The sequence below is a fragment of the Dyella sp. SG609 genome (genome assembly GCF_012275375.1).
Lineage (GTDB): Bacteria > Pseudomonadota > Gammaproteobacteria > Xanthomonadales > Rhodanobacteraceae > Dyella_D > Dyella_D marensis.
This window is the reverse complement of the sequence record NZ_JAAZQJ010000002.1, coordinates 301,229-315,649: the sequence shown is the minus strand read 5'-3', so window position 1 is coordinate 315,649 and position 14,421 is coordinate 301,229. Positions and strand designations below refer to the sequence as shown.

The 14,421-nt window shown below is 70.4% G+C and carries 3 protein-coding genes; all 3 read left to right on the top strand.

Translation table 11 applies throughout. The features are described from left to right. Positions 1–4: 4 nt before the first annotated feature. Positions 5–622: a hypothetical protein gene (locus tag FHW85_RS04655; protein WP_168647521.1), complete on the top strand. Its 618-nt coding sequence runs from the start codon at positions 5–7 to the stop codon at positions 620–622. After that, positions 619–969, top strand: coding sequence for a hypothetical protein (locus FHW85_RS04650; protein WP_167257441.1), 351 nt, complete (start codon positions 619–621; stop codon positions 967–969). Before FHW85_RS04655 ends, FHW85_RS04650 begins: the two co-directional genes overlap by 4 nt. 244 nt (positions 970–1,213) lie before the next feature. Continuing rightward, positions 1,214–14,308, top strand: coding sequence for a filamentous haemagglutinin family protein (locus tag FHW85_RS04645; RefSeq protein WP_168647520.1), 13,095 nt, complete (start codon positions 1,214–1,216; stop codon positions 14,306–14,308). The last annotated feature ends 113 nt before the right edge of the window (positions 14,309–14,421 follow it).

Sequence of the window (14,421 nt, the reverse complement as noted above, 5' to 3'; positions counted from 1 at the left end):
GACGATGAAGACCGTGATACGCACGGGCGTCGCCATGGCGGCGCTGATGCTGGCCCAGGGCGCGTTCGCGCAAAGTCTGGAAGAACAGCTGCGCACCCAGCTGCGCGACGCACGCAGCCAGCTGCAGGACCTGCAGGGGCAACAAGCCGCATGGCAGGCGCAGAAGGCGGGTATCGAGGGTGAGCGCGACCAGGCGCGCAAGTCATTGGAACAGGCGCAGGCCGAGCTGGTGAAGCTGCGCGCTTCCGCCGGCGACGGCAAGGCGGTGGCCGCCGAACGCGGCGCCAGGCAGCAGGCGGAGACGGCCTTGCAGCAGGCGCGCAAGGACAACGCCGACGCGGTGGCGAAGCTGAAGGAGCAGCAGGGCCGCGACGGCGCGTTCCAGGCGCAGCTGGACGAAGCGAAGCAATCGCTGGTCACCTGCGGCGCGCGCAACCAGAAGTTGTACGAGGTGGGGCAGGAGATCCTCGATGCCTATGTGCATATGGACATGGGCTCGGTGTTCGGCGCGCGCCAGCCGTTCGCCGCGTCGGCACGGGTGAAGCTGGAGAACGCCGCGCAGGCTTATGGCGACCGCCTGTACGAGCAGCGCTACGTCGCGCCCGTGGGGCGGCAGCCGTGAAGCGCCGGGCAGCCCGCGTGCTGGTCGCGTGGGGCTGCCTGATCGCGGGCCATGCGTGGGCGCAGCAGCAGGAAAGCTGCGTCGACGTCAGCGTCAATCAGCATGCGGTGCTGGCGTACGACTGTCTCGGCCGGCAGTTGAGTGGCGACGGCAGCAAGAAGGCGGCGCCGCCACCGCCATTGCTGGATGCGGTGAGCGGCGAGCCGTCGAATCGGCAGGTGGGGCAGTACAACGCGGCGGCGCTGGAACATCGCATGGGTTCCAGTCTTGGACACAGCGTGGTTCCGCAGCGGCCTGCGCCGACGTATCCGCAACGGATGCCGCCGGGAGCGACCGGTGGCCACTGACGATACCGGCGTAGGTTGGGGTGAGCCGCAGGCGAACCCCAACATCGTCACCTTCGGACGTCTCGCATCGTTGGGGTTCGCCTGCGGCTCACCCCAACCTACGCCGTGGGACGCGACGATGCGTAGCAATTCGGCCGTCCATATGAAGTTTCCATGACACCAGTTCAGTCCTTCAGCTCCGTGAAGGTCTAACCGGAAGAAGCCGCGGCCGCGCGCCGCGCGGCAAAGCTAACGAGGCAAACGCGTGATCAAGGCGGTCGATTCGGCGAAGGCAAGCGTCATCACTCCACGCAGCGTCCCCGGACGCCGCCCGCTGGCGCAATGGATCGCCGCGGCGCTGGCGATGGGCGCGGCGATGCAGGCGCATGCGGGCAATCCGCCGGTGCTGAGCCAGGCCTGGCTGGCGGCGCAGCGCGGCGGACAGGCCGGCGCGCCCAACGGCAATGCGCCGGCGCCGACGCCGAACAATCTGTCCGTGCAGAACGCGCCGCAGCTGCTGCAGCAGCGCGTGGTGCAGCAGTCCATCGCCAACCTCAATCAAGCCGCACAGGCAGTGGCCGCGCAGCTCAGCGCGCAACAGGCCGCACAACAGGCGGCGCAGCAGCTGGTGTCGCCGGTGCCCGACGGCATCGCCGCGGGCGGCCTCCAGATGGCGGCCGACGCGGTGCGCAATCCCGCGCTGTGGCAGAACGCCAACGCGCCGGTGCAAAGTGCGGCCGGCGGCAGGACCACGGTGGAGGTGAAGCAGACCTCGTCCAAGGCCATCCTCACCTGGGACAGCTTCAACGTCGGCCGCAACACCACGCTGTACTTCAACCAGAGCGGCGGCAACCAGTCCAACGGCAGCAACGACTGGATCGCGCTCAACCGCATTCAGGACCCCAGCGGCGCGCCGAGCAGGATCTTCGGCCAGATCAAGGCCGAGGGTTCGGTCTATCTGCTCAACCGCAACGGCATCCTGTTCGGCGCCGGCAGCCAGGTGAATACGCATTCGCTGCTGGCCAGTTCGCTCAGCCTGTTCAGCAGCGACATCGCGGCCAGCAATGCGCGCTTCCTCAACGGCGGCATCGCCGACCAGGCTTCGACCACCGCCTTGCTGGTCAACGGTGTGTTCACCGATGGCCGCAGCCACGACGTGGTGATCGAGAAGGGCGCCAGCATCACCACCGGCAAGCAGGGCTTTGCCCTGATCGCCGCGCCGCACGTGTCCAACGCCGGCGCGATCGTCGCCGACGATGGCCAGGCTTTCCTGGCCGGCGGCACCGCGTTCTACAACCCGGCCGGCGCCGACGGCGTCAATGCCGCGCTCGGCATCGCCGGCATCAACGACGGCTCCGGCCCCAACGCGCCGATGGGCAGCGTGATCAACACCGGCCTGGTGCAGGCGCGCCGCGGCAGCGTGCACATGCTCGGCCACGACGTGACCCAGGCCGGCATCGCGCTGGCTTCGACCAGCGTGGCCTTTCCGGGCAGCATCGAGCTGAATGCGCGCGACCAGGCCAGCGGTGCGGGCGGCCTGCTGGATTTCGTGCGCGGCGGCGTGCTGCTGCTGGCGCCGGGTTCGGTCACCACGGTGCTGCCGGAGAAGGACGGCAGCACCACCTCGTCCAGCGCCGCGGCGAACGCCGCGTTCAAGGGCAGCACGCTGAGCCTGGACGGCGCCACCGTGAACCTGCAATCCGGCTCGCTGCTGGAAGCGCCGGGCGCCGCCGTGGCGATCGCCGCGCACACCTATGCGCAGGACACCTCGCCGACGGCGGGCCGCGTCTACGTGGACAGCGGTGCGGTGATCGACGTCTCCGGCCTGGCCAACGTGGTGCTGCCGATGTCGGCGCTGCTGGTCAACGTGGCGCGCGTGGGCCAGAACGAACTGGCCAATTCGCCGCTGCTGCGCAACGGTTTCCTGTACACGCAGAAGAACGTGCTGGTCGACAGCACGCAGAGCGGCACGCGCGCGGACGGCCTGGACTGGGTGGGCAGCCCCATCCTCAACGTGGCCGGCTATGTGGAGAACGTGCCGCGCACGGTCGACCAGCTGATGACCAGGGGCGGCGCGGTGTCGCTGCACGGCGGCGAAGTGATCGTCCGCTCCGGTTCGCAGCTCAATCTCGACGGCGGCTTTCTCTCCTACCAGGCCGGCTGGATCGAAACGCCGAACCTGCTCGGCGCCAACGGCCGCGTGTACGACATCGCCGCGGCCGATCCCGACATGACGTATGTCGGCTATGCCGGCCAGTACACGCAGGACCACGTGCGCTGGGGCATCAGCCAGACCTACAACAACGGCATGCTGGCCGGCTCGCGCCGCTGGAATCCCGGCTTTATCGCCGGCGGCGACGCCGGCACGCTCGACGTGCAGGCCGGCCATGCGCTGGTGCTGGACGGCGACGTCTCGGCGCAGTCCTTCGCCGGCCGCAACCAGGTCGGGCAGGGCAAGCAGCCGGCCGGCGGCACGTTCCGTTTCAGCGTGCCGCCGATCGGCCTGGACACGCGCTACAGCTACGCGCCGGGCATCCTGCTGCAGCAGTCCACGCTGGCGCTGGACCAGCTTGCGCCGGGCTTCGATGCGGATACGGTATGGGACACGGTCACGGCCGCGCAGCCGGCCGGCACCGCGCATGACAGCGACCTGCGCTGGTGGCTGCCGATCTCCACCGGCATGCTGAGCGGCGCGGGCTTCACCAGCATCGCCTTGTCCACCGGCGACAGCGGTTCGCAGATCCTGCAGCAGGCCGGCGCCATGCTGGCGCTGCGTCCCGGCGGCAGCGTGGCGTACACCGCCAGCCGCGTGACGGTGCTCGGCAACATCAGCACGCCGTCCGGTTCGATCAGCCTCACTTCGAACGGCCCCGGGCTGGATACGCCGGCCATGCAGGCGGCCGATGGCAGCATGCTGCGTCCGGACATCACCATCGGCAACGGCGCGACGCTGAGCACGCGCGGCCTGTGGGTGAACGACAGCGGCCTGGCCGCCGATGCGCGCGTGGGCAACCGCTATGTCGACGGCGGTAGGATCGCGTTGACCGCGAATGCCTCGATCGGCCCGAACAACTCCGACGCCACCGGCTCGGTGCTGCTCGACACGGGTAGCACGCTCGATGTTTCCGGCGGCGGCTATGTCGGCGCCGATGCGCGCGTGCAGCTGAAGAACGGCGTGCCGGCCGGCCAGGGCGGCGATATCAGCCTGGTCACCTATGGCAACGTCAAGGCGGAATTCCAGCAGGCCAGGGCGCTGGACCACGGTGCGCTGCGCCTGGACGGCACCTTGCTGGGCTACGGCTTCAGCGGCGGCGGCACGCTGACCCTGCAGGCGAACTACGTGCAGGTCGGCGGCGATCGCGCGGCGATGCCGATGGCCAATGGCCTGTACCTGGACGCCGGCTTCTTCGCCGGCCAGGGTTTCGACCGCTACGCGCTTACCGCGCTCACCGACGGCATCGTCGCGCCGGGCACCCAGGTGCGCGTGACGCGCGGCAACCTGCTGGCGGACTACCAGGCGCTGCTTACCGCGCCCACCGGCAGCGACCTGTATGCACGGGATGCCGCGCATCCGGCCGGTATCTATGCCACGGTCGGCGTGCTCGATGCGTATCACCGCTATGCCACGCGCGACAGCAGCGCCGGCCCGGGTTTCTCGCTGAGCGGCGGTCAGTACCTCGACTGGTCGGTCAATCCCAACGATCCATCGAAGGGCGCGCCGCAGTACGCCGGCGTGAGCGGTTCGGTGTCGGTGGGCGAGGGCGCGCAGATCGCGGTGGATGCGGGCGGCAGCATCGCGCTGGCCGGCACGCAGGCCACCACCGTGCTGGGCGTGCTGAGCGCACCGGGCGGCAGCATCAGCGTTTCCACGAATGCGCTGTCGCGCAATGCGGGCCTGCCGAAGGTGACGCCGCGCGTGTGGCTGGGCGCATCAGCTGTGCTGGATGCTTCCGGTGTGGCCTTGATCGATCCCTGGGCCGCCGCGGTGGCCGGTGCGGACGGCACGCCGCAGCTGCCGCGCACCGGCACGGTGCTGGATGGCGGCGCGGTGACGCTGCAGGGCAACGGCGGCTACGTCGTGGCCGAGCAGGGCAGCCGCATCGACGTCGCCGGTGTGGCGGACAACTTCCAGTTGCCGGCGAGCGATCCCGGCGGCCTGGGTAATGCCACGCGCTACCTCAGCACGCCGGTATGGAGCGACGCCGGCAGCATCCGGCTGGCCGCCGCGGCGGGCTTGTACTTCGACGGACAGCTGCAGGCCACGGGCGGCGCGGCGCAGGCCGAAGGCGGCACGCTGAGCCTGGTCGGCCTGGGCCACAAGCAGGGCCAGAACGGTGCGCCGCAGGCGAGCGGCGTGTTGATCCAGCAGTCCGGCATGTTGCTGCCGCAGGGCGCGCAGAGCGGCGGCGCGGTCGAGGCGGCGGCGCCTTCGGGCCTGCTGCATTTCGCCGCCGACCGGCTTGCCGGTTCCGGCATCGGCACGCTGGCGATCGGCCCCGATGCGTCGCAGGGCAGCACCACCGACTTCGCCACCGCCGTGCCGCTCGGTTTCGCGGGCGACGTGCATCTCTCGCTGGGCCGCGCCTTCATCGTCAACGCCCCCGCGATCCAGGCGCTGCCGGCAGGCGCGACCGGCCTGGCCGGCAACGCGACGGCTTATGCCAGCGGCAACGGCCACGTCAGCATCGCCGCGCCGTACGTCAACCTCACCGGCGGCGTGGTGCCGGGCGCGGCGCCGATAGCGATGGCCGGCGATGGCACGCTGTCGGTACAGGCGAACTTCATCGATATCGGCGGCTGGCTGAATCTGCAGCGCTGGAACGCGGCGGATTTTGCGTCTGCCTCGGACATCCGCTTCCAGGCGCCGGCCTTGCTCGCCTATGCCAATGGCAAGGCGCAGCCGGGCCTGCTGTACAGCACCGGCAACCTGAGCTTCAAGGCGGCGCAGCTGTATCCGGCCACCGACTACCGCTTCGCCATCGTGGCGAACGGTGCAGGTTTGAAGGACGCGAGCGGCACTGCGATCGACACCACGCTCAGCATCCTGCCCAACGGCAGCAGCGCCACGCCGCTGTCCGCCGGCGGCACGCTGCTGCTCAGCGCCAACCATATCGAGCAGCAGGGCACGCTGCGCGCGCCGTCGGGCAGCCTGATCCTGGGCGTGACCGATGCGGCGGCGCAGGCCGGCGCGCTCGGTGCAGACCCGAAGCTGTTCCCGCTGGCCGTGACCCAGTCGGTGCACCTGGCGCCGGGCAGCCTCACCTCGGTCTCGCTCGGCGGCGCCACCGTGCCTTACGGGCGCACCATCGACGGCGTGCAGTGGCGCTACGACGCCGATCCCACCAACGACACGCCGGATCTCACCGCGCCGCCGTCCAAGCAGATCGCGCTCAACGGCGCCGGCCTCGCGCTGGATGCGGGCGCCGGCATCGATCTTTCCGGCGGCGGCCATCTGCAGGCGGCCGAATGGGTGAGCGGCACCGGCGGCACGCGCGACGTGCTGGCGCAGTACGGCACCAGCTACAGCGGCACGGCGTCCGCGCAGGTGCCGCAGTACGCGGACGGCCGCGCGATCTACGCGATCCTGCCCGGCTATCAGGCGCCGGTATCGGCTTACGACGCCGCGTTCGCCAAGCAGGGCGGCGCCGGTCCCTCGGTGGGCCAGACGGTTTACCTCTCGGGTGCGCCCGGCCTGCCGGCGGGCTACTACACGCTGCTGCCGGCGCGCTACGCGACCTTGCCGGGCGCCTACCGCGTGGTGCAGGACACCGGCGCGACGGACAGCGTGCTCGGCGCGAACGCAGTGCGGCCGGACGGCACGCTGGCGATCAGCGGCTACTTCGCCGACGCGCTGAGCGGCGCGCGCGATGCACGCAACACCAGCTTCCTGGTGCAGTCGGGCCAGGTCTGGCAGCAGTACTCGCAATACACGCTGAGCGATGCCGACATCTTCTTCGGCAATCTCGCCAGCAAGGCTGCCCAGGTGGCGCCGGCGCTGGCCGCGGATGCCGGCCGGCTGAGCCTGGCCGCCACCCGCACGCTCGATCTCGGCGCCACGCTTACCGCCGCGCCGGCCAAGGGCGGCCGCGGCTCGCAGGTGGATATCGCGGCGCAGGCGATCCAGATCGCCGGCGCCGACAGCACGGCGCGCGACGGCTATCTCACACTCTCGGCCGACGGCCTGAGCACGCTGGGCGCCGGCAGCCTGCTGCTGGGCGGCACGCGCCAGCGCGGCACCGACGGCGACCACGTCACCGTGGTGGCGGACAGCGTGCTGCTGGCCAACGACGCGGCGCATCCGCTGCAGGGCGCGGAAATCCTGCTCACTGCCAATGGCGGTGCGAACAGCGGCGCGCAGGGCGTGCTGCTGGCTTCCGGCAGCGTGCTGCGCGCCAGCGGGCAGGGCACCGGCGTGGCCAGCCTGCCGCTGGTGTTCGGCGTCGTCGCGGGCACCGGCGCCAACGGCCAGGCGATCGCCGCGGTCAGCGGCGACGGCGCGCTGCTGCGCGTCTCGCAGAACGGCGCGGCAGGCATCGTGCGCAACAACGTTTCGGCGAACCCGGGCGGCGCGCTGAGCATCGCCGCGGATGCGCGCATCGACGGCGGCGCGGCGCTGACCCTGGATGCCACCGGCAACACCCATGTGGATGCCAGCGCGGAACTCTCGGCGCAGGCGATCGACGCCAACAGCAACCGCATCAGCTTCCTCGGCGACGGCGCCGGCGCGCCGGGCGGCACCAGCGGCTTCGTGATCGGCGGCGACACGCTCAACCTGCTGCGCGGCGCGCAGAGCGTCACCTTGCGCAGCCGCGGCGACATGAACTTCCTCGGCAACGTGCGCATCGACCTGGCGCACGACCTGAACCTCAGCGCGGGCGCCTTCGCCAGCGACGGCGGCACGGTGGACATCCAGGCCGGCGGCAAGCTCGGCCTGTCCAACGACCTGGGCGCGGCCAACGGCACGTTCGCGGCCGGCAGCGGCCAGTTCACGGCGCATGCGGGCGAAGTGGATTTCGGCGCCGGCAACACCGGCCTGCGCGGCTTCGGCGGCTTTTCCGCCACGGCGGCGCAGGGCATGCAGGGCCTGGGCACCGGCCGCTTCGACTTCGGCAGCCTGGACGTCAACCTCAGCACGCCGTGGCTGCTTGCCGGCGACGGCGCCAATACGCAGCTGATCACCATCGGCGCGCTGCGCATCGTCGGTACGCCGGGCGCGATCGGCGGCGAACACCTGGGCGGCGCGCTCAATCTCACCGGCGGCAGCGTGTCGATCGGCACCACGGTGGCGGCGCCTGCCGGCCAGCTCGGCGTGCATGCCACCAGCGGCGACCTGACCATGAACAGCGGCGCGCTGCTCACGGTCGGCGGTATCAACAAGACCTTCTTCGACACCACCACGTATGCGGCCGGCGGCACGCTCACGCTGCTGGCCGACCACGGCGGCATCGGCCTGGCGCAGGGCGCCACGCTGGACTTCTCCGGCGCCGCGCGCGGCGGCGATGCGGGCAGCCTCGATGCTGAAGCGGGTGCGGCGCTGTCGCTGGCCGGCACCTTGCGCGGCCAGGCCAAGGACGGTTACCGCGGCGGCTATCTCACCCTGGGCAGCGGCACCGCGATCGATCTGGATGCCGCCGCGCAGATGGCGGCGGCCGCGGGCGCCACCGGCCTGTTCCAGCTGACCACCGGCGCGGGCGACCTGCATCTGTCGGCCGGCAACACGCTGCGCGCGCAGAAGGTGTTCCTCACCGCGGCCGGCGGCACGGTGGCGATCGACGGGCGCGTCGATGCGTCGGCGCCTTCGGGCAGCCGCATCGAGCTGTACGGCGAGCGCGGCGTGGACGTCGAAGGCAGCCTGATCGCCACCAGCAGCGTGGCCGCGCAGCGCGGCGGCGACGTGGTGATCGGCACCGGCGGCAACACGGACGGCACGCTCAACAGCCAGTACGGCTACCAGAACGTGCAGTACGCCGATTCCGGTTCCATCCATCTGGGCGCGCAGGCGCTGATCGACGTGTCCGGCGGTTCGGCGGATGCGTTCTCCGGCGGCTCGCTGAGCCTGCGCGCGCCGCTGCTCGCCAACGGCGACGTGCGCATCGCGCTGGACGGCGGCGGCGCCAGCGTCAAGGGCGCGCGCGTGGTGACGCTGGAGCCTTACGCGCGCTGGAGCACCAAGGACGCCTCGGCCGATCCGTCCAAACACTTCGACGGGCTGATCGATCCGGCCGGCTGGTATGCCACCAGCACCGGCGGCACGCCGTCGCTGGTCGCCGGCACCTGGACCGATGCCAGCGGCAAGATCCTGCCGCCGCCTGCCGACGATGCGCAGCTCAAGCAATACCTGCAGAACAATTATTTCGTCCCGAAGCAGGCCAATGGCGACCATGCCGGTTTCTACGGCTACGTCGGCGGCGACGCCAGCAAGGGCGCCGGCACGCTGATGCGCTACGTGCAGCAGCCGGGCTATGCCTTCGGCGCGCGCTACGCCGGCATCGCCAACCTGCAGCTGCGCCCGGGTATCGAGCTGGTCAATCCGGCCGACGGCACGCGCGGCGGCGACATCGCGGTGCTGACCCACTGGAACCTTGGCGCCGGCACCACGCAGAGCGACGGCAGCATCGCGCTGGCCTACCGCTACAACGGCATGGCGCCGATGCTGACGGTGCGCGCCGCGGGCGACCTGGATCTGGCCGCGAGCATCACCGACGGCTTCTATCAGCAGAACAACGGCGCGGCCCTGGCCAATCCGCCGGCACCGCCGCCGCCGGTGGACGACCACGGCTACGGCACCGCACTGGCCGCCTACACCGTCTCGCAGCAGTACCTGGACGCGAACGGGCTGTGGAACGGCACGGTCAAGCTGCGCGACGGCGCGGCCGCGCAGGGCTATACGCCGGGCGGCGGCACCGTCAGCATCGCCAGCGACCCGTACTACCAGGCGCTGCAGGCGCCCATGACCGGCCAGACCGCCGCGTACTACACCAACTACGAGGCGTATATCGGCGAAGTCGGCAACGGCAGCACCACCAATGCCTGGGCCTATACCTACAACCGTATCGGCGGGCCGACGGCCAAGGGCTTCCTGGTCTACAGCCCCAGCACGCTGACGCCGCTCAATGTCGGCGATTACGCCGCGTACCAGGACTACGCCACCGCCTACCAGGCCTGGCTGAAAGCCAACTTCGCCACCAACCCGGTGGCCAAGCGCATCGTCACGCCGCCGCCGCTGCTGCAGCCGGTGAACAGCGACTATGCCAGCTACAGCTCGAACTACGCGATCTACATCACCGGCCACAATGCGTACTTCAAGTACGTGTCCGGCAGCGTGGGCAATGTCACCGCGGGCAGCCAGCTGTTCTACGCGCCGTTCGCGCCGAAGTCCGACCCGAGCGATCCGCTGTACGGCAAGGCGCTGGCCGATTACCAGAAGTCGCAGCAGTTCCTCGATGCCAACGGGCTGTGGAACGGTTCGATCAAGCTGCGCGACGGCGCCGCCGCGCAGGGCTATACGCCCGGCGGCGGCACCGTCAGCATCGCCAGCGATCCGTACTACCAGGCGCTGCAGGCGCCGCTGGCCGGACAGTCGAGCGACTACTACAGCAACTACGAGGCATACATCGGCGAAGTCGGCGACGGCACCACCGCCAATGCCTGGGCCTACACCTTCAACCGCATCGGCGGACCGACGGCCAAGGGCTTCCTGGTCTACAAGCCGAGCACGCTGACGCCGGTGAACCCCGCGGACTACCCGGTCTACCAGGACTACGTCGGCGCCTACCAGACCTGGCTGAAGGCCAACTTCGCCACCAACCCGGTGGCCAAGCGCATCGTCACGCCGCCGCCGCTGCTGCTGCCGCTGGACAGCGACTACAGCAAGTACAGCACCGACTACGCGCTGTACGTCAACGGCCACAACGCGTACTTCAAGTACGTGTCCGGCAGCGTCGGCAACGTCACCGCCGGCAGCCAGCTGTTCTACGCGCCGTTCGCGCCGAAGTCCGATCCGTTCAAGCCCGGCGGCGGCACCACCGTGCCGGTGCCGGCCAGCGCCGCGAACAACAGCCCGTCGAACATGCCTTCGCTCGGCAGCCCCGCCTCGCTCGCTTCGGCGACGCTGCTGGGCGGTTCCAGCACCTCGTACCGGCTGGTGGCCGGCGCGCAGGTCGACGCCGTCGATCCGCTGGCCACGCTGGCCGGCGCGGGCGACGTCAACCTCGACGGCCACTTCGCCGTGGTCGACACGCTTACGCCCACCACGCCGACCGGCCAGCAGAGCAAGACCAACGGCAAGGCCGTGCTGCTGCCCACCACGGTGCGCACCGGCAGCGGCTCGATCGAGATCGCCAGCGGCGGCGACATCAGCTGGCTGGATGCGGCGGCACCCGCGGCGATCTACACCGCCGGCACGCCGGCGCAAGGCACCGGCACGTCCACCGGCGTGAGCGTGATCCGGCCGAACTGGAACTCGCCGCTGGCCACCACGCCGTACATGCTCAGCACCGGCCAGGTGAATCCGGAACATGCCGGCGACCTGAGCCTGGATGCGCGCGGCGACATCGACGGCATCCAGCGCGTGGTCGACACCAGCGGTGCGGCCACCACGGTGGCCGGCACCGACATCTCGCAGTACTGGTGGCCGTGGATGCAGACCGCCAACGCGGCGGACGGCTCGGCCTCGTCGATCAACTTCGCCAACTTCGGCCAGGGCGTGATGAGCGCCGGCGGCAACGTGGCGGTGGACGCGGGCGGCGATATCCGCCAGCTCTCCGTGTCGCTGCCCACCACCTGGAAGGCGAATACCGGCGGCCAGGGCGTGACCACCTACGGCGGCGGCAACCTCGACGTGCATGCCGGCGGCGACATCCTCAGCGGCACGTATTTCGTGGCCAAGGGCCAGGGCAGCATCGCCGCGGGCGGCGCGATCGGCGCCGACTTCAGCTTCACCGCGCCGGCTTCCGACAGCCAGTACGGCGGCCTGAGCACGCCGGTGTCCACGCTGTTCGCGCTGCAGGATGCGCAGCTGGACGTGCGGGCGCGCGCCGGCGTGGATATCGGCGGCGTCTACAACCCCTCGTACGTGCTGGCCGATGCCAACCCGCTGGCGCTGGCCGTGCTGCCGGCGGGCCGCGGCGATGCGCAGAGCTACAGCACCGGTTCCTCCTTCAGCGCCGGCTCGGTCGCCGGCAACGTGGTGTTCGACAGCCTGCGGCTGCCGGGTGCGCTGTTCGACTATGGCTATGCCGACACCGTGCGCAATCCCGGCGCGATCCTGCCGGCCAGCCTCAGCCTGAGCGCGCTCGACGGCAGCCTGGACATCCGCGGCGCCGGTGCGCTGTATCCGTCGGCGCTGGGCAACCTGAGCCTGCTGGCCGACCAGAACATCGCGCTGAGCCAGCAGGTCTACACCATGCAGCTGGGCACCGGCGACAACACCTACGGCTTCGGATTGATCGAAGCGGCGGCGGGGCTGCTGCCGTCGGCGCTGCATCCGCAGGGCGAGGGCGATCCGTCGAACTTCGGCGCGCTGTGGAGCATGGGCTACCTGGACAGCCTCAACAGCGTCTACAGCAGCGTGCTGCATCCGCAGGTGGCGCTGCACGGCGGCGACTACCAGCCGGTGCGCGTGTATGCGCTGCATGGCGATATCGCCAACGGTGTGACCGCGGCTTCCGGCTTCCCGTACCGCTCGCTGCAGCTGACGCCGTCCAAGCCCGCGCTGATCCGCGCCGGCCGCGACATCGTCAACCTGTCGCTGCTGGGCCAGCACGTGCACGATGCCGACGTCACCCTGGTCTCGGCCGGCCGCGACATCTACGACATGGCGGTGAGCAAGACCTTCCGTCCCGACGTCAAGAACGACCCGGGCGCGTACCAGCTTGCGCCGGCCCTGCTGCTGGGCGGGCCGGGCAGCTTCCTCATCGAGGCCGGGCGCAATATCGGGCCGCTCACCAATCAGGGCGAAGTGGCCAACAACATCACCATCCGCAGCAGCGGCGAGACCGGCATCGAGGCGATCGGCAACCGCTTCAATCCTTACCTGCCGCATGCCAGCGCCGACGTCAGCGTGCTGTTCGGCATCGCGCCGGGCGTGGCGACCGCCGACTTCCTGGCCAGGTACGTGGATGCCACGGCGCCGGGCCTGGACAGCCTGATGCCGGAGCTGGTGGATTTCATGCAGCGCCGCGTGGCCGGGCGCGCGGTCGATACCGGCTATGCGCAGGACCAGCTCAGCGTGACGCTGGCGCCGGCCGATGCGCGCCGCCTGTTCGCGCAGGAGCCGGACTACGTGCAGCGGCAGTTCGTGTCCGAAGCGCTGTTCGGCATCCTGGCCAAGGTGGGCGCCGACTACAACGACAAGAGCAGCACCTACTTCAACCAGTACGCCCGCGGCTATGCGGCGATCGACACGCTGTTCCCGGCGGACTTGGGCTACACCGCCAACGGTTCGGGCCAGGGCGGCTTGAACGGCGCGCAGCACACCGTCGATACCGGCGATCTGGATCTGCGCAGCACCACCATCCAGACCCAGCAGGGCGGCGACGTCACCGTGCTGGGGCCGGGCGGCCAGGCGCTGCTCGGCAGCGCCTCGGCGCCACCGGTGATCGCCGACAGTTCGGGCAAGGTGGTGGCCGGTCCCAACACCATGGGCGTGCTGACCCTGGAGCAGGGCAACATCAACCTGTTCACCGACCGCAGCGTGCTGCTGGCGCAGAGCCGCGTGTTCACCGAACAGGGCGGCGACCTGGTGCTGTGGAGTTCCAACGGCGACATCAACGCCGGCCAGGGCGCCAAGACCACCACCGAGATTCCGCCGCCCACCTATCTGTGCACCATCGACGCCTGGTGCCGGCTGGATGCGCGCGGCCAGGTCAGCGGCGCGGGCATCGCCACGCTGCAGACCGTGCCGGGCGCGCCCAGCGGCAGCGTGTACCTGGTGGCGCCGCGCGGCACGGTGGATGCGGGCGACGCCGGCATCCGCGTGTCGGGCAACCTGATCGTGGCGGCGGCGCGCGTGGTCAACGCCGACAACATCCAGGTGCAGGGCGAGAAAGTCGGCGTGCCGGTGGCGCAGGCGGTCAACGTCGGCGCGCTGAATGCGGCCAGCGCCGCGGCCAGCGCGGTGAGCAAGGCCGCCGAGGACATGGCCAGGCAGCAGCAGGACGATGCGCGCAGCAAGCAGCCTTCGGTGATCTCGGTACAGGTGCTCGGCTACGGCGACGGCAGCGCGAGCCTGGACAACGGCCGCGGCGCGCCGCGGCCGTACGACCCGAGCAGCCCGGTGCAGGTGCTGGGCGGCGGCATGCTGGGCACGCGCGCCAGGCAGCAGCTCACCGCGGACGAGCGCAAGCGGCTGGCGGAGTAAATCGACAGCGCCATCGATAATGGGGCGTTTCCATCATGGAAACGCCGCGGCGTGATTTTGTCCGGAGTTTTATTAGCTTTTTCGGGAAAATCCATTCGACAGGGAGTTAAATA

Excerpts from the sequence above, each read along its gene's own strand:
- FHW85_RS04655 (WP_168647521.1), top strand. The coding sequence starts at position 5 with ATGAAGACCGTGATACGCACGGGCGTCGCCATGGCGGCGCTGATGCTG.